Raw genomic sequence first — 21,575 nt, 5'->3', positions numbered from 1 at the left:
GCTGCAAGCGCAGAACAACAAAAAATCAGACCCCGAGGCGGCGCTATGCCGGCCTGAACCAAACCTACTGCCGGAAGTGCACAGACATGCCCGTTGAAACCCTACGCATCGATACGCTTGTTATAGGCGCCGGCCAGGCCGGCATAGCCATGAGTGAGCACTTGAGCCGGCAAGGCGTGCCGCATCTCGTGGTGGAGCGAAGCCGCATTGCCGAAGCCTGGCGCACATCACGTTGGGATTCGCTGGTGGCCAACGGGCCAGCCTGGCATGACCGTTTTCCGGGGTTGGAATTCGAGGGGCTCGGTCCTGATGATTTCGCCACAAAGGACCAGGTGGCCGATTATTTCGAAGCCTATGCCAGCAAGTTCAACGCGCCGATCCGTACCGGCGTGGACGTCCGGAAAGTCGAGCGCAATGTCGGCCGTCCGGGTTTCACTGTTGAAACCTCTGAAGGCCTGATCGAGGCGATCCATGTGGTTGTCGCCACCGGGCCCTTCCAGCGGCCGGTGATTCCACCGATTGCGCCGGATATGGCGACGGTTACCCAGTTGCACTCGGCCCAGTACCGCAATCCCCGGCAGTTGCCCGAGGGGGCGGTGTTGGTAGTGGGTGCCGGGTCGTCGGGGGTGCAGATCGCCGATGAGCTGCAGCGCGCCGGCAAGCAGGTCTATCTCTCGGTGGGGGCCCACGACCGTCCACCCCGGGCCTATCGCAACCGCGATTTCTGCTGGTGGCTGGGCGTGCTGGGCGAGTGGGATGCGGAGGCGGTCAAGCCGGGCAAAGAGCACGTCACCATCGCAGTGAGTGGTGCCCGTGGCGGCCATACCGTGGATTTTCGCCGGCTGGCCCACGAGGGCATCACCCTGGTGGGACTGACGAAATCGTTCAATGGCAGCGTGGTGACCTTTGAGCCGAATCTTGCCGAAAACATTGCGCGTGGCGATGAAAACTACCTGGCGCTGCTCGATGCCGCCGACGCCTACATAGCCCGCAACGGCCTGGACCTGCCGCTCGAACCGGAAGCTCGTCACCGGCTGCCTGATCCGCACTGCCTGACCCAGCCGATCCTGGCGCTGGATCTGGTCGCCGCCGGTGTGACCAGTGTCATCTGGGCCACCGGCTACTCGGTGGATTACAGCTGGCTGAAGGTCGACGCCTTCGGCGCCAATGGCAAGCCTCGGCACCAGCGTGGTGTTTCCAGTGAACCGGGCCTGTACTTCGTCGGCTTGCCCTGGCTGTCACGACGAGGCTCGGCGTTCATCTGGGGTGTCTGGCATGACGCCCGGCATATTGCCGACCACATCGTGAAACAACGCATTTACCTCGCCTATCAAGATGCTGCCCAGCGCCAGGCCCCGGCACTGGCCAGCGATTCACAACGTTCGAGAACCAGTCTCACGGGAGTTCGTTGATGCCTACTCACACGCGTATTCGCATGTTCAATACCAAGGACACCTACCCGAACCAGACGCTGGACAACGACCTGTGCCAGGCCGTGCGTGCCGGCAACACCGTTTACGTGCGCGGCCAGGTCGGCACCGACTTCAACGGTCAACTGGTGGGCCTGGGCGATCCTCGCGCCCAGGCCGAACAGGCCATGCGCAACGTCAAGCAATTGCTGGAGGAGGCCGGCAGCGACCTGAGTCACATCGTCAAGACCACGACCTACCTGATCGACCCGCGCTATCGCGAGCCGGTGTACCAGGAGGTCGGCAAGTGGCTCAAGGGTGTGTTTCCGATCTCCACCGGCCTGGTGGTCAGTGCCTTGGGCCAGCCGCAGTGGCTGATGGAAATCGACGTGATCGCGGTGATCCCTGAATAAGGAACGGAACATGACCTTTTCCATCGTTGGACGCTGTGCCGAAACCGGCCAGTTGGGCATCGCCATCAGCTCCTCGAGCATTGCCGTCGGTGCCCGTTGCCCCTGGCTGCGCGCGGGCGTCGGCGCGGTGTCGAGCCAGAACATTACCCTGCCGGCCCTGGGCCCGCAGGTTCTCGATGAATTGGCCGGCGGCCTGGCGGCGCAAGCGGCGCTGGAGCGGACCCTGGCGCGCAATGGCTACAGCCACTACCGGCAGGTGGCGGTGATCGATGCCGAGGGCCGCACGGCGATTTTCAGCGGCGAGCATACCTTGGGCACCCACAACGCCGTGGCCGGTGAGCAATGCGTGGCGGCTGGGAATCTGTTGGCCAACGGTGCAGTGATTGAGGCGATGGTCGCGGCCTTCGAGCATAGCGGCGGCTGCCTTGCAGCACGCTTGGTGAGCGCGTTGCAGGCCGGGCAAGCGGCAGGCGGGGAGGCCGGGGCGGTGCATTCGGCGGCGTTGTCGGTGGTCGATGACCTGACCTGGCCCATCGTCGATCTGCGGGTGGATTGGGCCGAGGGAAATCCCATCGGCGAGCTGGAAAAACTCTGGCTCGCCTATCAACCGCAATTACAGGATTACCTGACCCGTGCGCTCAACCCGACCTTGGCGCCGAGTTATGGAGTGCCGGGTGATGAGTGAGCTGCGCAGCCGCGCCCTGCTTGCCGAGTTGGTGGGTTTTGCCACGGTCAGCCGCGATTCGAACCTGGCCTTGATCGAGTTCGTGCGCGACTACTTGCAAGGGCTGGGCGTGAACAGCGAGCTGATTTACAACGCCGAGCGAACCAAGGCCAACCTGCTGGCGAGCATTGGCCCGGCGGTGCCCGGTGGCGTGGTGTTGTCCGGGCACACCGATGTGGTGCCGGTGGACGGGCAGGCCTGGACGGTCGAGCCGTTCTGTCTGAGCGAGGCGGACGGCAAGCTGTTCGGGCGCGGCACGGCGGACATGAAGGGTTACCTGGCGTCAGTGCTGGCAGCGGTGCCGACGTTCCTTGCCAGCCCGCTTCGCCGGCCCGTGCACCTGGCGTTTTCCTATGACGAGGAGGTCGGTTGCCTGGGCGTTCACAGCTTGCTGGAGGTGCTGGTTCGGCGGATTGCACAACCGGCCCTGTGCCTGATTGGCGAACCCACCCAGCTGCGACCGGTGCTGGGGCACAAAGGCAAGCTGGCGATGCGTTGTCATGTGCGAGGGGCGGCCTGCCATTCGGCCTATGCCCCTTATGGGGTCAACGCCATCGAACAGGCGGCGCGCCTGATCGGGCGGTTGGGCGAGATCGGCGCGCAGTTGGCCGAACCCTCACGGCACGACCCGCGTTTCGACCCGGCGTTCTCCACAGTGCAGGTCGGGGTGGTCCACGGTGGCACGGCGCTGAACATCGTTGCGGCGGACTGTCGGTTCGATTTCGAAGTGCGCGCCTTGCCGGATTTCGATCCCCTCGTGGTGGCTGAGCAATTGCAAGGTTATGCCGAGCAGACCCTGTTGCCGGCCATGCAGGCGGTGGCGGGGGATACAGCGATCCGCTTCGAACCGTTGTCGGCCTACCCGGGTCTCGCCACTTCGCCCGACAGTGCGGCTGCCCGACTGGTTGCTCGGCTGTGCGGCAGCGACGCTTTCAGCACCGTCGCCTTTGGCACCGAAGGTGGCCTGTTCCATCAGGCCGGTGTGCCGGCAGTGGTCTGTGGCCCCGGCAGCATGGACCAGGGGCACAAGCCCGACGAATACGTGAGCGTTGAACAAATGGCCGCCTGCGACTGCTTGATGGATCGGCTGGCGAGCTATCTCTGTGAACCCAATGATTGCTGACCGCAAGGTGCCTGAGGAGGACGATTTCAATGGAAGGAGATTCCTCGCGGTCAGCCAGGCGACACCCATGAACAGGCCGACAAGAGCCTTTGCTGTAGACCTTGCCGCCCGTATTTACGGTCACTTTTGAGTCCCGTCACCGGCTCGTGCGGGCGAGCCGGTATTTTCGAGGAACCGCTTCATGTCCAGATCCTTGCGTTGCAATATTGCGTGTGCCCTGGCGTTACTGAGTACCAGTGTCCTGGCCGCGCCACAGAGCCTGACCGTGATCTCCTTCGGCGGCGCCACCAAGCAGGCCCAGGACAAGGCCTACTTCCAACCTTTCAATGCCAGCGGCGCGGGAAACATCGTGGCCGGCGAATACAACGGCGAACTGTCGAAGATCAAGGCCATGGTCGCGGCGGGTCACACCAGTTGGGACGTGGTCGAAGTTGAAAGCCCCGAGTTGCTGCGAGGCTGTGAGGAAGGCCTGTTCGAGAAACTCGACTTGGCAGGCCTGGGCGACCCGGCGAACTATGTGCCGGGAACGCTCAATGAATGTGGGGTCGCCACCTACGTCTGGTCGATGGTCCTGGCTTATGACCAGAGCAAGCTCGCCAAGGCACCCAAGTCCTGGGCGGATTTCTGGAACGTTGCCGAGTACCCGGGCAAGCGTGGCCTGCGCAAGGGGGCCAAGTACACCTTGGAAATCGCCTTGCTGGCCGACGGGGTCAAGGCGCAGGACCTGTACAAGGTGCTGAACACCCCGGAGGGCGTGTCCCGGGCATTCGCCAAGCTCGACCAGATCAAGCCGAACATCCAATGGTGGGAAGCCGGCGCGCAACCGGCGCAATGGCTGGTGGCGGGGGATGTAGCGATGAGCGCGGCCTACAACGGGCGCATTGCGTCGGCGCAGAAAGAAGGCATGAAGCTGAGCATCGTCTGGCCGCAGAGCCTCTACGACCCGGAGTACTGGGCCGTGGTCAAGGGCACGCCGAACAAGGCCCTGGCCGAGCAGTTCATTGCCTTTGCCAGCCAGCCGCAGACCCAGAAGGTGTTTTCGGAAAACATTCCTTATGGGCCGGTGCACCGCAAGACACTGGCGCTGTTGCCGACGGCGGTACAGGAACAGTTGCCCACCGCCGAGGCCAACCTGGCTGAAGCCCAAGCCGTGGACGCGGAGTTCTGGGTCGACCATGGCGAGGAACTGGAACAACGCTTTAACGCTTGGGCGGCTCGCTAGGCATAGCACCTGTGGCGAGGGGATTTATCCCCGTGGGCTGCGCAGCAGCCCCAATGCAGCAGACCCCATTCACCTGATAGCTTGGATGTTAGGTTTTGGGGGCGCTGCGCACCCCAGCGGGGATAAATCCCCTCGCCACACAAGCAGTGTTGCGCTTCATGTCCCTTGGTTCAAGGCAGCCATTGCTTGAACTGCTCCTTGCAGTAGTCGACAAACAACTGCGCCGGCTTGGTAAGGTGCGCACGCTTGAGCCAACCGGCCACCAACGCCGACCCCGTCACGTCCTCGGCGATGTCGACGCACACCACGTGTTGCCCATCGTAGGTGCAGGCGGACTGCGGCCGGGTCACCAGTACGGCAAAACCAAAGGACTGGCCGACCATGCCCCGCACCATCTCGATGGACGGCGAGCTGAAGACAATGTTGGGCGTCAGGCCCAGTTCCTCGAAGATGCTCACGAAATAGGTGCGACTGGGTTGTACGTCCAGCAGGATCATCGGTTCCAGCGCCAGGTCGCGCAGCGACACCTGGGCCTGATCGGCGAAGCGATGCCCCGCTGGCAATAATGCGTAGGGGCGCTGCGGTGCCGTCAGGGCTTCAGTCTCGATGGTGCTGTCGAGGTCATGTTCATAGAAAATCGCCAGGTCGAAACGCCCCCCCGTGAGGCCCTGTACCAGCTCCTGTTGCTCGCCATCCTGCACGCGGATCTCCACCCCCGGGAAACGCTCGCGAAAGCCGGCGATCAGCCGCGGCAGGTAGAGCGGGGCGACGGTTTCGAAGCAGCCGATGTCGATTTGTCCGCTGACCACATCGTTATCGGCCAGCGCGTTCTGCTCGAACTCCCGGGCCATGCGCAACAGCTCCTGGGCCTTGCGGTAGAAGCGCGCGCCGCCGGGGGTCAACGACACCCCCTGGGCGTGATGCCGAATGAGCAATTGCACCCCGAAACTGTCTTCCAACCCTTTGATGGCAGTGGCGATAGACGGCTGGGCGATGTACAGCTTGCGGGACGCTTCAGCGACGCTGCCACACTCGACGGTGGTGACGAAATACTTCAGCTGACGCAAGGAATAGGACGCCACGGCACACCTCGATCCGGATGATTTCTGCCTACCTTACCTTGTGCGCAGGGAGCAAGGTGCGGGCATTGATACGGATTTTGCTGGGCATTGACGATATTCAGGCTGGCTTGGGGCGAGCATCGTTGGCAGGCGTCCGGGAAAGACCGGCGCAGAAAGGAGGGACTGGCCGGGTTGGAAACGGGGCCCAGGCCACCGCGATCGACGGGGCTCGACAACCAGGCCTTCGGCACTTTGCGTCGGCAGCTGAATCCGTGCCGATTATCCGTTTTCGGCACAATTGCCCGACCGGCCCACGGGGCGGAATGGAACTTGCCTGACCTTTGACCCGTAAGCCCTGGAATCATCGAAGGTCGGGTCAATGAACAATGACAACATGGCGCAGCCAGCAGTCTCGTCGGACGGGATGCCGATGCTGCCGATCAATCGGTTCCGCACCACGGACATCGACGAGCACGCCCGGAACATGGGTGGTTGGCAGGTTTGCTATGACCAGTTGACCCCCGGGCGTTTCGACGGCGAGTTGATCGAGTTCCGCTCGGACTGGATGCAACTGGTGCGCGACCGCTCTAATCAGGCCCTCACCAAACAAGGCATGGCCTGGGAGGGCGCCATCACATTCAGCGTGCCGCTGAGTGCCGACGGCCCGGTCTTTTGCTCCGGACACCCGATTGTCGAGCCCAGCCTGTTGGTCGCCCGTGGGCATAACCTGCCCGAGCTGCGCACACCCCAGCATCTGGATCTGCTCGGTGTCGCCATCGACGAGCAGGCGTTGGAGCATGTGCTGGATCGACAGGGCAGTCGCTTTCGAATTACCGATCTTCCCAAGTGTTACCGTCTCGGCAACTCGACGCTGCCCGCTGAGCTTGCGGCATTGTTCGATGAGCTTGAAGGTGGCGAGCAGGGGCGTGACTCGTTACTGGGTTACGAGTCGATCCGCCGTGGCCTGCGTGACACGGTGATGCTGCACATACTGGAGCTGGTGGCACCGGATGAGGCGCCACCGCTCAACCCTACGGCGCGCAAGCGCATGGTCGACCGCGCCCGGGAATATGCCTTGACCCATGTCGATGAGCCGCTGTCGATCCTCGACCTGTGCAACCACATCGGTGCCAGCCGGCGAAAACTGCAGTATTGCTTCCAGGAGACGCTGGGCATTAACCCCGTGGCCTATTTGCGGGCGTTGCGCCTCAATGCCGTGCGTCGTGAACTGCGCAGTGGCGGCCACGCTCACGGTGTGCAGGAAGTGGCGGCACGCTGGGGCTTCTGGCATTTGAGCCGGTTCTCCAGCGACTATCGAGTGCTGTTCGGCGAGACACCGTCACAAACCCTGCGTCGCACGCATCTGTGCTGAAAACGGATAACGGCTGACCGGTCGGCTCCCTAGGATGACCCCTACACCACATGGTCGGGAGGGGCATTCGATGAATCAGAAGAATAAAACAAACGTCTTGCGCTGTACTGGGTTAACCCTTGGATTGATCGCTGTCTGTGGCGCTGCCCATGGCACCGAAAACGGCGCACCGACCACGGCGGTCGGGGTCTACGATTTCGGTGCGGGCATGATGCCGCCGGCCACGCCCTTCGGCACCGTCGGCCTGCGCACTGCGTTCTATTCGGCCAACGTGCAGAAGGATCGCCACGGCAAGTCCGTGGACAACAATTTCTCCCTGGATGTCTTGTCCATCGGCGTCGCCTACATGCGCATGACCGATTACACCGTGCTGGGCGCCAAGTATGGCTTCGGCGCAGTCGTGCCGTTTTTCCAGATGGACGCCTCGGTACAGGTGCAGACGCCCATTGGCCCGCTGGACCTGGAGGCCGATCCGTTTCGCATGGCCGACATGCAGGTGCTGCCGGTGATCCTGCAGTGGACCCTTTCGCCGAACCTGTTCGTCAATGCCCAGTTCCAGGTCCAGGCTCCTACCGGCGACTACGACAAGGATCGCTTGATTTCACCGGGTCTCAACCACTGGACCTTCTCGCCGATCCTCAACGCCACGTACATCTCCGACAGCGGCTTCGAGGTGTCTTCCAGTTTTGAAGCCGACATCAACACCCGCAACCACGCCACCGACTACAAGAACGGCGTCGAGTACCGTCACGAATTCGCCGTGGGTCAACACGTCGGGCCGTGGACCGTGGGCGTGGGCGGGTATTACTACCGACAGTTCACCGACGACGATGCGCCGGGCCTGGAAGCGGGCAATCGCGCCCGGGTGTTGGCGGTCGGGCCGGCGGTGAGCTACTTCAAGCCCGGCATGCCCCCGGTGTGGCTGCATGTCTACAAGGAGCTCGATGCGCGCAACCGCGCCGAGGGCTACACCACGGCGCTGCGTATTTCTCACAGTTTCTAAAGGGGCTCGCCATGAACCAATCAAGTTCCGTTTCAACGGCCGGCACCTTGTCGCGCCAGGCCGGTCGAGGCGAAGGGCTGGTGCTGATGCTGGGCAGCAGCCTGACGATCATGGGCTCGGTGATGGTCGCGCCCATTCTGCCCAGGTTGGGCGCCGAGTTCGGCCCCATGGAACCGCGTGCCGATCTGTTGGTGCCGCTGGCGATCACTGGGCCGGCCCTGGCGATTGCCGTGTGCGCGCCATTGGCGGGTTGGTTGGCCGACCGGGTCGGACGCAAGGCGCTGCTGGTCATTGCGACGCTGCTCTACGCCTTGCTCGGCGCGTTGCCGGCGCTGCTCGATAACCTGCCTTCCATTGTCGGGGTGCGGCTGTTGTTCGGTTGCACCGAGGCGGCGGTGATGACCTGCTGCGCAACCTTGATCGCTGACTATTGGCACGGCGAGGAGCGCCTGCGCTACGTCAACCGCCAGGTGGTGACCATCGGCCTGGTGGGCGCGCTGTTCTTCGTGGTGGGCGGAGCGCTCGGCGAGCATTCGTGGCGTGCGCCGTTCCTGTTGTATTTGCTGCCACTGCTGCTGGTGCCAGTGATGATGAAGGTGCTGTGGGAGCCACCCGTGGCGAAGCGGCAGACGGTGGCGCCGCAGGTCGATGAGTCAGGGCCGGCCAAGGTCGCCGTGCTGCAACTGCTGGCCGGCTATTTGATGATTCTGGGGGGCATGGTGCTGACCTTTGTCATGGCCATCCAGGCACCGACATTGTTGGTTGGCCTGGGCATTACTTCGAGCACGATGATCGGCCTGGCGGCGGGACTGAGCCTGTTGGCGACCTTGGGCGGATCGTTGGCGTGGCCGTCGTTGCGCCGTCGCGTTGGCATCGCCGGTTGCAACGCTTTGTTGCTGGGGCTGATGGGGATCGGGCTGTGGCTACTGATGCGCGCGCAAAGCTACAACGCGGTGCTGGTGGCCGTGCTTATCCAGGGCCTGGGTTCCGGGTTGCTGGTGCCTAACGTCATGGCGCCGGTGATGAATGCGTTGACCGCCCGCACCCGAGGTCGCGGCTTGGGCGGGTTCACATCGTGTCTTTACTTCGGCCAGTTCGTCAGCCCGCTGGTGGTGGCCGCCGTAGCCGTCTTCGCCGGTGATCTTCGCCATGCCATCCAGTGGCTGGCGTTCGCCAGTCTTGCCGGGGCGCTGCTTTGGGTGACCGTTGGCCTGCGAACGCGGGGCCACGGCCAGGCGAATAACCTCGAATCACGTCAATCGTCATGAAATAAGGAACCAGAAGCATGGGCATGCAAGACATTCATCACTTGATGGACAACGAAGACGCCACGGCGCTGGCCGAATGGGTCAGGCGTGGCGAGGTCCAGCCCGGCGAACTGCTGGAGGCTGCCATCGAGCGTCTCGAGCGGGTCGAGCCGCAGCTCAATGCGGTGGCCGAGCGCTTGTACGACTCGGCCCGGGAGGCGGCGCGCACGCCACAGGTCGGTCAAGGGGTGCTGGCCGGTGTGCCGACCTTGATCAAAGACTTGTTTTCCCCGGTCCACGGCGCGGCGATGACCAACGGTTCCCGCTCCCTGGGCGATTTTCGTGCGGATTTCGAATCGGAGGTCGTGACACGTCTGCGGCGTGCCGGATGCCAGGTGATGGGCACCAGCACTTCGCCGGAGTTCGGCACGTCGTACTCCACCGAGTCCGCGCGCTTCGGCGCCACCCGCAACCCATGGAGCACCGACCATAGCGCCGGTGGCTCCAGCGGCGGCGCGGCGGCTCTGGTGGCGGCCCGCGTGGTGCCGTTCGCCCACGGCAACGACGGCGGCGGTTCATTGCGCGTGCCGGCGTCTTGCTGTGGTGTGTTCGGGTTCAAGCCCAGCCGTGGCCTGATGCCTTCGGGGCCAGTAGTGGGAGAGGGCTGGGCGGGGATGGGCACGCCCCATGGGATCACCTTGTCGGTGCGCGACAGTGCGGCGTTGCTGGACGCCACCGCCGGGATGGACCTGGGAGCGCCCTATGCCGCGCCGCTCCAGGCGTTGCCGTATGTGATGGCGGTGCAGGCTGATCCCAAGCCGCTGCGCATTGCCCTGGTCGAACAGCTCGGTCCTTGGCCTACCACGCCGCAAAGCCTCCAGGCCGTGGGCGAGGCCGCCCGGCTGTGCGAGGCCCTGGGGCATCGTGTCGAACCGGTGAGCCTGCCGGTGGGGTTGCTGGAGTTTCTCGACCACGTGTTCACCATCATTGGCGCCAGCTCTCGCCACTATGTCGACCTGTTGGGCCAGATGCGTGGATTTGCCGTGCAGGCGGAAGAACTGGAAGTGCGTACCCGGATCATCTTGCGGGACAAGGGCAACGTCAGCGGCGCCCAATATGCCGCGGCGGTGGAATGGATTCATGCCCTCGGTCGACAGTTGGCCGTGTTCATGCAGGATTACGACGTGATCCTGACCCCAGCCCTGACCCGTGAACCGGCGCTGATTGGCGAGCTGGATCTGCAGGATGTGTGCATGAGCCTGGATCAACTGATCGAGCGCTACCACAGCTATTCGCCGTTCACTGCACTGTTCAATGCCAGCGGTCAGCCGGCGATGTCTGTGCCGTTGTCCTGGAGTGCCGATGGGTTGCCGATGGGGGCGCACTTTGCCGGTCGCTTTGGCGAAGAAAACACCTTGCTGGCCCTGGCTGCCCAACTGGAACGCGCCCAACCCTGGCGCGGTCGAGTTCCAGCGGTCAACGCCTGTCGGCGGTGAAACTGTAAGAGCGGGCTTGCTCGCGATGGCGTTGGGTCAGTCGGCATCGTGGTTGGCTGATAGTCCGCTATCGCGAGCAAGCCCGCTCCCACAAGGGGATTTTGGTGGTCGCGGATGTCTGGGACGACCCGGAAAAACCTGTGGGAGCGAGCTTGCTTGCGATAGCGTTGGGTCAGTCGGCATCGTGGTTGGCGGATAGTCCGCTATCGCGAGCAAGCCCGCTCCCACAGGGGGATTTTGGTGGTCGCGGATGTTTGGGACGACCCGGAAAAACTGTGGGAGCGGGCTTGCTTGCGATAGCGTTGGGGCAGTCGGCATCTTGGTTGGCTGGTAGTCCGCTTCCGCGAGCAAGCTTGCTCCCACAAAGGGGATTTTTGCTGGTAGGGCTCTGGGGTTGTCACAGAGCCCTTGAAGGTCAGTAGCGGATCATCACCGACTTCAGTTCGGTGTAGTCATCAATGAATGCACTGCCGAATTCACGGCCTATCCCTGAAGATTTACTGCCGCCAAAAGGCACGGCCGGGTCGAGCAGGGTGTGCATGTTCACCCAGACCGTGCCGGCTTCGATGGCGGGGACCATGCGCAGGGCCTTGCCCAGGTCGTTGGTCCAGAGGCTGGCGCTCAGGCCGTAGGGCGTGTCGTTCATCAGTTCCAGCAATTCTTCCTCAGTGTCGTAAGGGAAGAACGTGGCGATCGGGCCGAAGGTTTCTTCGTTGAGCAGGCTGTCGTCGCGACGATTGGCGAGGATGATGGTCGGCTCGACGTAGCAACCCGGTCCATCGATCAGCTTGCCGCCGTGGACGATGGTGTTGTTCTGCGCACGGGCCTTGGCGAAGAATTCCGCGAGTTTGTGTTGGTGCTGGCGGTTGGTTACCGGGCCGAATTCGGTGCGTTCGTCCAGGGGCGAGCCGATGGTGAGCTTGCCCAAGCGCTGGGCCAGTTTGTCCATGATCGACTCGATCTGCGAGCGGTGGACGAAGAACCGTTCCGCCGCTGCGCAGATTTGTCCCGAATGCAGGAACCCCGCCTCGATGATGCCGTTGACCGCTACCTCGGGGTCGATGTCCCGCAGGAACCCCGCCGCATTCTTCCCGCCCAGTTCCAGGGTAGCCCGGGTCAACCTGGCGCCCATGGCCGCCTGGCCCACCGCCAGGCCGGTGGGCACGGAACCGGTGAATGAGACCTTGTTGGTGCCTGGGTGTTCGATCAGCCCTTTGCCCACCTGTCCGCCGCCGGTCAACACATTCAGGGCACCGGCCGGCAGGCCGGCTTCCATGGCCAGCTCGGCGATGCGCAGAATGGTCAGGGGGGTGAACTCGCTGGGCTTGATGATGACACTGCAACCGGTCACCAGGGCTGAGGCCAGTTTCCAGATGGCGATCATGGTGGAAAAATTCCACGGCACGATACCGACGACCACTCCGACCGGTTCGCGCAAGGTGAATGCGGTGTAGCGTTCGCCAGCGAAGGAGGGCAACGAGGGGGTGATCGTCTCGCCATTGATCTTGGTGGCCCAGCCGGCGTAGTAACGCAGGAAGTGTGCGGCCTGGTCGACTTCGAAGGCCCGGGAGATGTGGATGATCTTTCCCGACTGGCAGGTTTCGATCTGCGCCAGCTCTTCGCGGTTGTGCTCCAACAGGTCCGCCAGCTTGAGCAGCACATGGCCGCGGACCGCCGGCGCGGTTTGAGACCACTGTTTGAAGCCGCGACGAGACGATTCCACCGCCGCATCGATGTCGCTGGGGTTGGCGTCGCTGACCAGGGCGATGACTTGGCCGGTGGCGGGGTTGACGACGTCCAGTGTCTGGCTGCTCTGGCTTTCGACGTAGCCACCGTCGATGAACAGGGCGTGATGTCTGCCAAGGAAGGCGTCGACCTGAGGCAGCAGGGCAATATCGCTCATGAGGGTTTCCTGATCACGAATAGGGAAAGTCTCGAGGGTAATCCCGCCAGAACCGTCCAGCTTGACTGTGCCTGCCGCGCGGTATGTCTGTGGCTGCCAGCCTGGGCGGTTGGCAGCCAGGAGCAAGGCGCCGTGCAGGCAGGGACAAGCCAGCCTGGCCGGTTTGCGATCAGATCCGGGTTTCCACTTGATGGCATAGGGGCGGGCGATGTTTCTCCAGACCAACAAACAGAAACTGGCGTTGACTGCACAGGTGCAACGCGTGCTGACCGGTGAAACGGAGGACATGCCGCAGCTCGACGCGAATCCGCAACTGCGCACCGTCCTTGAACAGCATGCACGGCAGATGGCGAGCGCGACTGCACATGTGCATCAGGTCGAAGCTCAAGTACAGGCGCAAACCCTGCAATGGCAGCACAGCGAGCGTGAGCTACACAGGGTTCGCCAGCAATTGGAGCAAGCCCTTGAGCGCGAGCAGATGCTTGAAGTTCGTCTGGGCGAACACAACCGGCAGCTGCAGCAACAACGCCAGGATGCGCAGATCTGGGAGCTGCTGCAGTCGACCCTGACGGAAGGCTGCTGGGACATCACAGTGGTCGACGGGGATCTCCAGCACTCGGCCAGTGGCATGCGCTTTTCCAGTCAGTTCCGTTCGCTGTTGGGTTATGGCCCCGACGACTTGCCCGATGGCTGGGATGCCCAGGTCGGCATCACCCACCCGGATGACTTGCCCAAGATCATGGCCATTTTCGACCGGGAAATCCTTGGCTCCCAGGGCAGCGGTGAATACGTCTTCGAATACCGGATGCGCCACAAGAGCCGTGATTACATCTGGTGCCGCGAACGTGGTCGGGCGGTACGCGACTCACATGGACAATTGGTCCGGGTCATCGGCGCGGTGCGTGACATCAGCGATGAGCGCTCGGCCCAGTCCACCCATCAGCGCATGCTAGAGCAGAACCAGGTGACCTACGCCCAGATTGCCACGGTGGTGGGGGTGATCAAGGGCATCGCCGACCAGACCAATCTGCTTGCCTTGAACGCCGCGATTGAAGCGGCCCGGGCCGGAGAGGTCGGGCGCGGTTTTTCGGTAGTGGCCGATGAAGTACGCAAGTTGGCGCAAAGCACCCGGCAGGCGACCCATCAGATCCAGACCATGCTGCATCAGCACAAACAGTAAGCCGAGCGGGAGCTGCCGTCGGGGCAGCCCCCGCCACGTTCAGAACGGAACCGCCACCACCACCTGGCTGTAGACGTTGGTGCCGTTGCCGCCGACCTGATTGCCACCGCTGTCCGCATCCTTCTCAGGCTTGTACAGGCCCACCAGCGGCGTGACGATCAGGTGTTCGTTCACCGCCCACTCCACGTACAGGTCCAGCTCCTGCGCGTCGAGGTTCAGCGCGTCACGGGTATGGAGGGTCTGGTAGTCGAAGAACAGTGCACCAAGGGTCACGGTTTCTGCCGGCTTGAGCTTGAGGCCCACGTGCTGGATGGCGGTATTGGTATTGAACGGGCCGGCATAGTTGCCCGCCACTTCCCCCTGGAACCAGGTGCCGTAGCCGCGGTTCTGGCCGTTGAACATCGAGTCCCAGTCCTTGGAGTAACGGCTGTAGCGATAGGTCAGGTCCGGTGTCCAGGGCAGGTCGGCGAAGGTGTAGCCGGCTTCGCCGTACCAGGCCTTCTCCGGGCCCGCGTCCTTGTCCTGCCAGGCGTACTCGAAGGAGAAGTGGGCGTTCTCGATGCCAGCATTCCCGGCGCCGCGCAGGCTGTAGATCTCCATGCCGTCGCGCTGTTTCTGGAAATCACTGGCATAGCGCTCATCGACATCGATGCCATGGATATAGGTCAGCCCCAGGGTGCCAGGTGCGGCGGTGTATTCCAGGGTGCCGGCGGCCATTTCGGTGTTGGCCTGGGCGCGGTTGTCGGACTTGAGCCACATCAGGCTGCCGTGCACGCCTTCCTTGCCGCCCAGGCGCACGACAGCAGTTTCGTCGAAGGCATGCCGGGCCGCCAGGTAGTAGGCGCCGCCACGGTTGAGCTCGCCATCGGCCACGCCTTTGCCCAGGTTCAGGCCATCGTCGTTAATGATGAAACCGTCGCCGATGGTGATCACTTGGCGACCGAAGGACAGGTCGACACCGTCCTTGCCCAGCGCCGGAAACAGGTCCCCCGAACGCCAGCCGGCAAAGGCTTCGTCGAATTTCGTGGTGCGCTCGGAACCGTCGCTCAGGCCGGCTGCATCGCCATCGCCCCAGGTGCCGGAGCTGACCAGGTTGGCCGTCCCGTAGACACTGCCCAGGCTGCCGAGTGTCTGATCGATACTCAGGCCATACTTGATGAAGCCTTCGCGCCAGCTTGAACCACCGGCGGTGCCGTCGTAGTTCTTGCGGCTGTTGAACAGCCCGTAGACCGCCAGGAAGTTGCCGGTGACGGTGGTGTCTTCGTCGGAATAAAGCTCATAAGCCTGGGCCGATGAGTCGGCGACCAGCAGGGCGATGCCCAGGCCGATGGCAGTGCGCAGCAAAGGTGTACGGCGTGTGTGCTCCATGATGGATTCCCCAGCGTGATAGGACAGCAGAGGGCGCATTAAAAGGAGCGGCACACGGGGAAGTCTTTCATCTGCCTGCCATGGAATTGATCCAGGCCGCCAGCGTGGCAGTGCTGGCAGACAGCAACAAAACCGGCGGCAGACACGGGCAAGACGCCCAGGGCGTGGGCAGCGCAGAGTAAGGCTGCACGCAACGCCGTTTCGATCAGGGACCGGTTGGGGAAGGCATGATCGCCGGGTCCTGGACGGCTGTGGCATCCCTACTAAAAATCCGCTTTCGAGGATCTGCACGATGTCGATCAATGACAGGCTCACCGAGCACTTGAACCGGGGTTCGGTGGGGTTTCCCACCGCGTTGGCCAGCACCATTGGCCTGATCATGGCAAGCCCCGTGATTCTCACCGCGACCATGGGTTTTGGCATCGGCGGCAGCGCCTTTGCCGTGGCGATGCTGATCGCCGTGGTGATGATGCTGGCCCAGGCGACGACGTTCGCCGAGGCCGCGTCGATTCTTCCGACCACCGGCTCGGTCTATGACTACATCAACTGTGGCATGGGGCGTTTCTTCGCGATTACTGGCACCTTGTCGGCCTATCTGATTGTCCATGTGTTCGCCGGCACCGCCGAGACCATCCTGGCCGGCGTCATGGCCCTGGTGAACTTCGAACACCTCAACACCCTGGCCGAATCGGCAGGCGGCTCCTGGTTGCTGGGCGTGGGGTTCGTGGTGGTGTTTGGCGTGCTCAATGCGTTCGGTGTCAGTGCTTTTGGCCGGGCCGAAATCATCCTGACGTTTGGCATGTGGACCACCTTGATGGTGTTCGGCGTGTTGGGCTTGATCGCGGCGCCAGCGGTGGAGCTGGAGGGCTGGTTCGGTGCGTCCATAGTGGGCACCGACCTGGTCACGGTGCTGTCGCTGGTGGGCATGGCCATGTTCATGTTTGTCGGCTGCGAATTCGTCACGCCGCTGGCGCCGGACCTGCGTCAGTCCGCCCGGACCATGCCCCGGGCCATGATGCTGGGCTTGTTCAGCGTCGCAACCTGCATGTTCATCTACGGTGCGGCGATGAAGCGCCAAGTGGAAAACGTGCTGCTCGATGCCACCAGTGGCGTGCATCTGCTGGACACTCCCATGGCGATTCCACGGTTCGCCGAACAGGTCATGGGCGATATCGGCCCGATGTGGTTGGGCATTGGCTTTCTGTTTGCCGGTGCGGCGACCATCAACACCCTGATGGCCGGCGTGCCGCGGATTCTCTATGGCATGGCGGTGGACGGCGCGTTGCCGAAGGTCTTCACTTACCTGCATCCACGCTTCAAGACGCCGCTGGTGTGCATCCTGGTGGCGATGCTGATTCCTTGCCTGCATGCGCTGTGGCTGGGCGGCAATCCCGACAACATCATGCACCTGGTGCTGGCCGCGGTGTGCGCCTGGAGTTTTGCCTACCTGCTGGTGACCGTGTCGGTGGTCAGCCTGCGGATTCGTCGCCCCGATCTGCCGCGGGCCTATCGTTCGCCGTGGTTCCCGCTGCCACAGATCCTGTCCAGTGTCGGCATTGTGCTGGGTATGTGGTTCATCACGCCGCCCGGCATGAATCCGGCGGACATCTACGTGCCTTTCGCGGTGATGCTCGGTGGCACCGCGGCGTACGCCTTGTTCTGGACCCTGGTGGTGCAGAAGGTCAATCCATTCAAGCCGGCGTCGGTGGAAGACGTGCTGGCCAAGGAGTTCTCCCATGAACCAGGGCAACCTGCGGGCGAGTTTGTCGACCCTGCTGCAAAAACTGTCTGAGGCGTTCAGCACCCAGCGCGCCCCGGCCGGTTATCGGCCCGGGGTCACCCTGGAGCACCTGCGGCGCAACCTCGCATTGTCGCGATTCGAGGTCACCGCCCCCGCCATGGCGACGGTCGTCACCGACGACGGCAGCTTGCAGTTGGAGATTGTCGAGCGCACCGAGTCGCAGTTGTTGATGCACTTGGTGATGACCGAGTTCGTCCTGCGCGTGCCTGCCTCCAGGGAGGGCATCGCGCGCCTGGAATTGCACCACGGCGGGGCTGTCCGGCGCAGTGGCATTCGTTGTCGGCAGCGGGAGGGGAGCCGTGACCTGGCGGCCCGATTGCAGGCGGCCGTGGAGCAGGATCCAGCGTTGTATCAGGCCCTCATGCCGCTGGATTTCAAACGGCTGCGCATCGATCTGCAGGGAGGCCAGTGGTGCGTGCGCCTGGAACACATGGGCGGTAGCGAAGTGGTCAATCGCATGCCGGCCTTTCGGCGCTATATCCCGTTGAGCAGCGAGCAGCGCGGCGTCTTGCTGGCGACCTTGAGCGGCCTGCAGCGGGTGTTGGCAACGCTCTGATCCTGTTGTACTGCCCTGGCATCATTCCTGCTACTGCTCTGGCGATCAGGTACTTGTTGCGCGCATATAGATAACATGTTAACTATTGCCGCACAAAAACAAAAAGCCACTGCGGAGAATGCCATGAGCATGCAACAGGTTGGGCAGGACGGTCTGGACACCTGGAACCGGGATCTGCGGGCGACTTGCGGCCACTTCGATACCGAGCTGGCCTTCAATCGCGCGCTGTTCATTGGTGAAGTGTCGAATGTCCATCGGGGCGGCCTTGCCCTCGCGAACCTGCGTACCAACGCCGGCCGTATCAAGCGTCACTCACCCAACGCCGATCACGATGATGACCAGGATTGCTTCCTGGTCAGTCAGCGCAGCGGCTACTGCCGCATTACCCAGAACGGCCTGAGCATCCAGTTGGCGCCCGGTGAATTGTTGCTGATGGATTCCGTGGGGGCGCTCGAGATCAGCCCGTTCGGCCTGATCGAGCACGCGGTGCTGTCCTTGTCTCGCCAGGACGTGTCGAGGCAGTTGGGCGGGGAAACCAAGACCTTCGGCAAGGTGTCGTCCAGCAAGGCGTGCGGACGGATGCTGCATGTGTTGATGGACCAGCTGTGCAAGGACACACCGGACGGCGAGGGTGCGGCGGGCGAGGGTGAAGCGTTGCAAAGTGCCTTCGTTTCTTTGTTGGGCTCGGCCCTGGAACACCGCACCGATGCCCGTGATGAAGGCGGGGCCTTGCAGGGCAGCCACTTGCGCAGTTATGTGCAGAAGGTCATCGACGAATCACTGACCCAGCCTGGCCTCAGCCCGGTGGGCCTGGCCAATCGGCTGAACATTTCGGTGCGGCATCTGTATCGCTTGTTCGAAGAGCAGGATGACAGCGTTTGCCGCTATATCCAGCGGGCCCGGCTCAAGCGCAGCGCCGATGACCTGACCAACCCGTTCCTGCGGGACGAGTCCATTACGTCGATTGCCTACAAGTGGGGCTTTACCGATTCGGCGCATTTCAGTCGTTCGTTCAAGAAGCAGTTCGAGCTGTCGCCCAAGGCGTTTCGTTCCAGTCATCTGCAACAGGCGCAGGGGGTGGCTTGAATGAGGTCTTCGTTGACTGGGCGATCGCTATCGCGAGCAAGCTCGCTCCCACAAAGGGATTTGTGATGAACATGATTTTTGTGGGTGACACTGGAAAGTGTGGGAGCGAGCTTGCTCGCGATGACGGTGGTCCATCCACCCTCACCGCAAGCTGACTCCCCCCCACTCAGGCTCAAACCTCCGGCAATGTCGAACCACCATCGACCACCAAGGTCTGCCCGGTCACATAGCTGGCCAGGCTCGACGCCAGGAACAGCATGGCGCCGGCGATGTCACTCGGTTGGCCCAATCGACCCAGCGGCACCCGGCGGGCGATGTCCTGGTTAACCTCATCGTCGCCAAGATTTTCCATGGCCGGTGTCGCGATCATGCCCGGCTCGACCCCATTGACGCGGACATGCTCGGCCGCCAGCTCCAGCGCGGCGTTGCGAATGAAACCATTGACCCCGGCCTTGGAGGCCGCGTAGTGGCTCAGCCCCGGATACGCTACCCGCGGGCCGGTGACCGAGGAGGTCACCAGTACGCAGCCTCGGCCCTGGCGCCGGAACATCGGCAGCGCCGCCTGGGTCAGCCAGAATAGCGCCGACAGGTTCACCGCCAGCGTGCGTTCAAGTATCGCCGGTGTGATCTCGGCGAACGGCGTCAGCGGAAAATACCCGGCGTTGTGCACCAGGGTATCGAGCCTTCCCAAGCGCTGTTCCAGCAAGGTCATCATTTCGAAAATCGCCGTCGCGTCGGCCAGATCGACCCCTACGGCTTGCACCTGACAGCCCACGGCGGTCAACTCGCTGGCCACTGCCTCGGCCCGGGCCAGGCCCAAGTCGGCGATGACCACGTGGGCTCCGCGCAGGGCAAACGCTTCGACGATGGCCCGGCCGATGCCCTGGGCGCCGCCCGTGACCAGTACAGTCTGGCCGCTGAAATCCAGATCCTCAGGCATCGCTGGCCTCCATCCGGCTGAAGGCCAGTGTCGGCACGTCGACGATGCTGGAACCGCCATCGGCCACCAGCGTCGCCCCGGTGATGATCGAGGCATCAGGCGAGGCCAGGAAGCGGCAGACGTTGGCGATTTCCTCCGCACTGGCTGGCCTGCGCAACGGCACGTCGGCGCAGACCCGGTCATAGGCCTGTTGCAACGTTTCGCCGTGGAACTGCATCAACATCTGCATTTCTTCATCGGCCATGGGCGTGCGGACCCAGCCTGGGCAGACCGCATTGACCCGTACGCCGTGAGGCCCGTAATCCCTTGCCAGGGAACGGTTGAGACCCAGCAGCGCATGCTTGGCGGTGGTGTAGCCGCACACGTGGGGGCCAGCCCCCAACGAAGCGATGGAGGCAATCAGCACAATGTTGCCAGCGCTTTCCTGCAGCAGTGGCAGGCACGCCCGGGCGCTGTAGAAGGCGCTATCGAGGTTGCTGCGCAGGGCCGCTTCCCAGGCCGATGGCTGAGTCTCGGTGGCGCTGCCCATGCCCAAGCCACCGGCACAGGCCAGCAGCACGTCGAGTCGGCCATAACGCGTGCGAATCTGCTCGACGAAGCCGTCCCAGGCGTTCGGACAAGCCGCGTCGCCCACCAGCACCAGGCCGCCGATGTCCTCGGCGAGTGCTTCCAGGGGCTCGCGACGACGGCCGATCAACACCAGGTTGGCGCCTGCGGCGGCATACAGGCGGGCGCAGGCGGCACCGATGCCGGTACCGGCACCGGTGATCACAATCGTGCGTGATTCAGGCATCGGGATACTCCGTCCGATTGAGCACCTGGCAGTACGAGCTGACCGGGAAATTGGAGAACTCATCGAACGATGCCCCGGCGTAGCCGAAGATCTTGCCGTCGCTGCGGTGTTGCTGCAGGTCGATCAGCACCAGGCCCAGGGTCGGGATGATCTTTTCCCGCCACACGAACAGGTACAACTGATCGGCGATCTTGTAGGTGTCGCAGCGATCGGTGTCGCACAGGCCTTGTTCAACGCCCTTGAGGCACTGCCAGGAGTAGAACTGGTCGTTGAGGTAAATGTGTTCGTAGACTTCGCTCGGGCTGTAGCGATACAGGTTGCGCAGCCCCACCAATTCAGTGGTCGGTGCGTGCGGGCACAGGCCAGGCTGCCAGGGACGGTCAAGGCTGCCGTGCAGGAACTGCGCTTGAACCGAGGTCAGTGGCTTGCCGGCCAATGCCCGGCCGTAGAGGCCTTCGCCGGTTTCTGGCGGGCTTGGCATGCGGCCGATCACGGCGGTAAAGGCGGCGCTGGCGGTATCGAGCACAAGGCTTACCGACGAGGTCAGCTCGCCTTCGCGCTTGATGAAGTCCACCAGGTACAGGCCCGGGCGTACGGATGTGGCCCGGTAGGTCGCGGTGCCGCTGGAGTGCCCATCGGCGGCGTTCCAGGTCAGGGTGTCCTGCTCGAAGCGATGCTCGATCTGCCAGCCGTTGGCGAAGTGCAGGGTGAACGTCTTGCCGTCCAGGTCGGCCAGGTTTGGCAGGATGAAGGCTTCGGGGGCAAAGCCATCGGCCAGGGCGCCGACGGTGATCCAGTCTGTAGATGTGCTCATTTTTGCAAGGCTCCGGTGGTTGAATTAGCCACTCGGATCATGCGGCGCCGGGCAGTGACAGCCT

Annotated in this window: 18 protein-coding genes and 1 pseudogene; 13 read left to right on the top strand and 6 right to left on the bottom strand. The window is 63.2% G+C overall.

Annotated features, from left to right (window positions below; genetic code table 11):
• Positions 1-86: 86 nt before the first annotated feature.
• The 5 genes from ACMTA2_RS19450 (at position 87) to ACMTA2_RS19430 (ending at position 4,891) form a co-directional block, all read left to right on the top strand.
• Positions 87-1,412 carry a flavin-containing monooxygenase gene (locus ACMTA2_RS19450; RefSeq protein WP_413791329.1) on the top strand — a complete coding sequence of 442 codons (1,326 nt, stop codon included), beginning with the start codon at positions 87-89 and terminating at the stop codon, positions 1,410-1,412.
• Positions 1,412-1,822: a RidA family protein gene (locus ACMTA2_RS19445; RefSeq protein ID WP_003201555.1), complete on the top strand. Its 411-nt coding sequence runs from the start codon at positions 1,412-1,414 to the stop codon at positions 1,820-1,822. The genes ACMTA2_RS19450 and ACMTA2_RS19445 overlap by 1 nt, the downstream gene beginning before the upstream one ends.
• A 10-nt stretch (positions 1,823-1,832) precedes the next feature.
• Complete coding sequence (locus tag ACMTA2_RS19440; protein ID WP_413791328.1) at positions 1,833-2,507, top strand: DUF1028 domain-containing protein; 675 nt, start codon at positions 1,833-1,835, stop codon at positions 2,505-2,507.
• Positions 2,500-3,669 (top strand): acetylornithine deacetylase, encoded by a 1,170-nt coding sequence (argE, locus tag ACMTA2_RS19435; protein ID WP_413791327.1) that lies wholly within the window; start codon positions 2,500-2,502, stop codon positions 3,667-3,669. The genes ACMTA2_RS19440 and argE overlap by 8 nt, the downstream gene beginning before the upstream one ends.
• 181 nt (positions 3,670-3,850) lie before the next feature.
• Positions 3,851-4,891, top strand: a complete 1,041-nt coding sequence (locus ACMTA2_RS19430; protein WP_413791326.1) for an ABC transporter substrate-binding protein — start codon at positions 3,851-3,853, stop codon at positions 4,889-4,891.
• Between the two features lie 170 nt (positions 4,892-5,061).
• On the opposite strand, the gene ACMTA2_RS19425 is transcribed toward ACMTA2_RS19430, so the two are convergent.
• The gene (locus ACMTA2_RS19425) at positions 5,062-5,973 is read right to left on the bottom strand and encodes a LysR family transcriptional regulator (RefSeq protein ID WP_413791325.1); all 912 of its coding nucleotides are present in this window, start codon (positions 5,971-5,973) and stop codon (positions 5,062-5,064) included.
• A gap of 358 nt (positions 5,974-6,331) precedes the next feature.
• Here ACMTA2_RS19425 and ACMTA2_RS19420 point away from each other — a divergent pair, with 358 nt between their 5' ends.
• The 4 genes from ACMTA2_RS19420 (at position 6,332) to ACMTA2_RS19405 (ending at position 11,070) form a co-directional block, all read left to right on the top strand.
• A complete protein-coding gene (locus ACMTA2_RS19420; protein WP_413791324.1) occupies positions 6,332-7,324 on the top strand; it encodes a helix-turn-helix domain-containing protein in 993 nt (330 codons plus the stop codon).
• A gap of 70 nt (positions 7,325-7,394) precedes the next feature.
• A complete protein-coding gene (locus tag ACMTA2_RS19415) occupies positions 7,395-8,327 on the top strand; it encodes a SphA family protein (RefSeq protein ID WP_413791323.1) in 933 nt (310 codons plus the stop codon).
• Between the two features lie 11 nt (positions 8,328-8,338).
• Positions 8,339-9,595: an MFS transporter gene (locus tag ACMTA2_RS19410; protein WP_413791322.1), complete on the top strand. Its 1,257-nt coding sequence runs from the start codon at positions 8,339-8,341 to the stop codon at positions 9,593-9,595.
• Between the two features lie 17 nt (positions 9,596-9,612).
• Positions 9,613-11,070 (top strand): amidase, encoded by a 1,458-nt coding sequence (locus ACMTA2_RS19405; RefSeq protein WP_413791321.1) that lies wholly within the window; start codon positions 9,613-9,615, stop codon positions 11,068-11,070.
• A gap of 415 nt (positions 11,071-11,485) precedes the next feature.
• On the opposite strand, the gene ACMTA2_RS19400 is transcribed toward ACMTA2_RS19405, so the two are convergent.
• A complete protein-coding gene (locus ACMTA2_RS19400) occupies positions 11,486-12,973 on the bottom strand; it encodes an aldehyde dehydrogenase family protein (protein WP_413791320.1) in 1,488 nt (495 codons plus the stop codon).
• Positions 12,974-13,181: 208 nt separating this feature from the next.
• On the opposite strand from ACMTA2_RS19400, the pseudogene ACMTA2_RS19395 reads away from it, so the two are divergent.
• Positions 13,182-14,150, top strand: a pseudogene (locus tag ACMTA2_RS19395) (methyl-accepting chemotaxis protein); the annotation flags it as partial.
• A gap of 42 nt (positions 14,151-14,192) precedes the next feature.
• On the opposite strand, the gene ACMTA2_RS19390 reads toward ACMTA2_RS19395, so the two are convergent.
• The gene (locus tag ACMTA2_RS19390; protein ID WP_413791319.1) at positions 14,193-15,521 is read right to left on the bottom strand and encodes an alginate export family protein; all 1,329 of its coding nucleotides are present in this window, start codon (positions 15,519-15,521) and stop codon (positions 14,193-14,195) included.
• Positions 15,522-15,813: 292 nt separating this feature from the next.
• Between ACMTA2_RS19390 and ACMTA2_RS19385 the strand changes: the two genes are divergently transcribed.
• From ACMTA2_RS19385 to feaR, 3 genes are all read left to right on the top strand, one after another.
• On the top strand, positions 15,814-17,313 hold the full coding sequence (locus ACMTA2_RS19385) for an APC family permease (protein ID WP_413791318.1): 1,500 nt from the start codon (positions 15,814-15,816) through the stop codon (positions 17,311-17,313).
• A complete protein-coding gene (locus ACMTA2_RS19380; RefSeq protein WP_413791317.1) occupies positions 17,258-17,878 on the top strand; it encodes a DUF3156 family protein in 621 nt (206 codons plus the stop codon). The genes ACMTA2_RS19385 and ACMTA2_RS19380 overlap by 56 nt, the downstream gene beginning before the upstream one ends.
• Positions 17,879-18,001: 123 nt before the next feature.
• A complete protein-coding gene (feaR, locus tag ACMTA2_RS19375; protein WP_413791316.1) occupies positions 18,002-18,964 on the top strand; it encodes a transcriptional regulator FeaR in 963 nt (320 codons plus the stop codon).
• Between the two features lie 172 nt (positions 18,965-19,136).
• Here the strand turns inward: feaR and ACMTA2_RS19370 are convergent, their stop codons facing one another.
• The 3 genes from ACMTA2_RS19370 to ACMTA2_RS19360 are packed head-to-tail and all read right to left on the bottom strand — an operon-like array spanning position 19,137 to position 21,511.
• The gene (locus ACMTA2_RS19370; RefSeq protein WP_413791315.1) at positions 19,137-19,904 is read right to left on the bottom strand and encodes an SDR family oxidoreductase; all 768 of its coding nucleotides are present in this window, start codon (positions 19,902-19,904) and stop codon (positions 19,137-19,139) included.
• Positions 19,897-20,697 (bottom strand): SDR family NAD(P)-dependent oxidoreductase, encoded by an 801-nt coding sequence (locus ACMTA2_RS19365; protein ID WP_413791314.1) that lies wholly within the window; start codon positions 20,695-20,697, stop codon positions 19,897-19,899. Before ACMTA2_RS19365 ends, ACMTA2_RS19370 begins: the two co-directional genes overlap by 8 nt.
• Positions 20,690-21,511 (bottom strand): molybdenum cofactor biosynthesis F family protein, encoded by an 822-nt coding sequence (locus tag ACMTA2_RS19360; protein WP_413791313.1) that lies wholly within the window; start codon positions 21,509-21,511, stop codon positions 20,690-20,692. Before ACMTA2_RS19360 ends, ACMTA2_RS19365 begins: the two co-directional genes overlap by 8 nt.
• Positions 21,512-21,575 lie beyond the last annotated feature (64 nt).

Source organism: Pseudomonas medicaginis (assembly GCF_965119365.1).
Lineage (GTDB): Bacteria > Pseudomonadota > Gammaproteobacteria > Pseudomonadales > Pseudomonadaceae > Aquipseudomonas.
Note: the sequence above shows the minus strand (reverse complement) of the source record. Positions and strands in the feature narration are given on the sequence as shown.

Excerpts from the sequence above, each read along its gene's own strand:
- ACMTA2_RS19450 (WP_413791329.1), top strand. The coding sequence starts at position 87 with ATGCCCGTTGAAACCCTACGCATCGATACGCTTGTTATAGGCGCCGGC.
- ACMTA2_RS19445 (WP_003201555.1), top strand. The coding sequence starts at position 1,412 with ATGCCTACTCACACGCGTATTCGCATGTTCAATACCAAGGACACCTAC.
- ACMTA2_RS19440 (WP_413791328.1), top strand. The coding sequence starts at position 1,833 with ATGACCTTTTCCATCGTTGGACGCTGTGCCGAAACCGGCCAGTTGGGC.
- argE (WP_413791327.1), top strand. The coding sequence starts at position 2,500 with ATGAGTGAGCTGCGCAGCCGCGCCCTGCTTGCCGAGTTGGTGGGTTTT.
- ACMTA2_RS19430 (WP_413791326.1), top strand. The coding sequence starts at position 3,851 with ATGTCCAGATCCTTGCGTTGCAATATTGCGTGTGCCCTGGCGTTACTG.
- ACMTA2_RS19420 (WP_413791324.1), top strand. The coding sequence starts at position 6,332 with ATGAACAATGACAACATGGCGCAGCCAGCAGTCTCGTCGGACGGGATG.
- ACMTA2_RS19415 (WP_413791323.1), top strand. The coding sequence starts at position 7,395 with ATGAATCAGAAGAATAAAACAAACGTCTTGCGCTGTACTGGGTTAACC.
- ACMTA2_RS19410 (WP_413791322.1), top strand. The coding sequence starts at position 8,339 with ATGAACCAATCAAGTTCCGTTTCAACGGCCGGCACCTTGTCGCGCCAG.
- ACMTA2_RS19405 (WP_413791321.1), top strand. The coding sequence starts at position 9,613 with ATGGGCATGCAAGACATTCATCACTTGATGGACAACGAAGACGCCACG.
- ACMTA2_RS19400 (WP_413791320.1), bottom strand. The coding sequence starts at position 12,973 with ATGAGCGATATTGCCCTGCTGCCTCAGGTCGACGCCTTCCTTGGCAGA.
- ACMTA2_RS19390 (WP_413791319.1), bottom strand. The coding sequence starts at position 15,521 with ATGGAGCACACACGCCGTACACCTTTGCTGCGCACTGCCATCGGCCTG.
- ACMTA2_RS19385 (WP_413791318.1), top strand. The coding sequence starts at position 15,814 with ATGTCGATCAATGACAGGCTCACCGAGCACTTGAACCGGGGTTCGGTG.
- ACMTA2_RS19380 (WP_413791317.1), top strand. The coding sequence starts at position 17,258 with ATGAACCAGGGCAACCTGCGGGCGAGTTTGTCGACCCTGCTGCAAAAA.
- feaR (WP_413791316.1), top strand. The coding sequence starts at position 18,002 with ATGAGCATGCAACAGGTTGGGCAGGACGGTCTGGACACCTGGAACCGG.
- ACMTA2_RS19370 (WP_413791315.1), bottom strand. The coding sequence starts at position 19,904 with ATGCCTGAGGATCTGGATTTCAGCGGCCAGACTGTACTGGTCACGGGC.
- ACMTA2_RS19365 (WP_413791314.1), bottom strand. The coding sequence starts at position 20,697 with ATGCCTGAATCACGCACGATTGTGATCACCGGTGCCGGTACCGGCATC.
- ACMTA2_RS19360 (WP_413791313.1), bottom strand. The coding sequence starts at position 21,511 with ATGAGCACATCTACAGACTGGATCACCGTCGGCGCCCTGGCCGATGGC.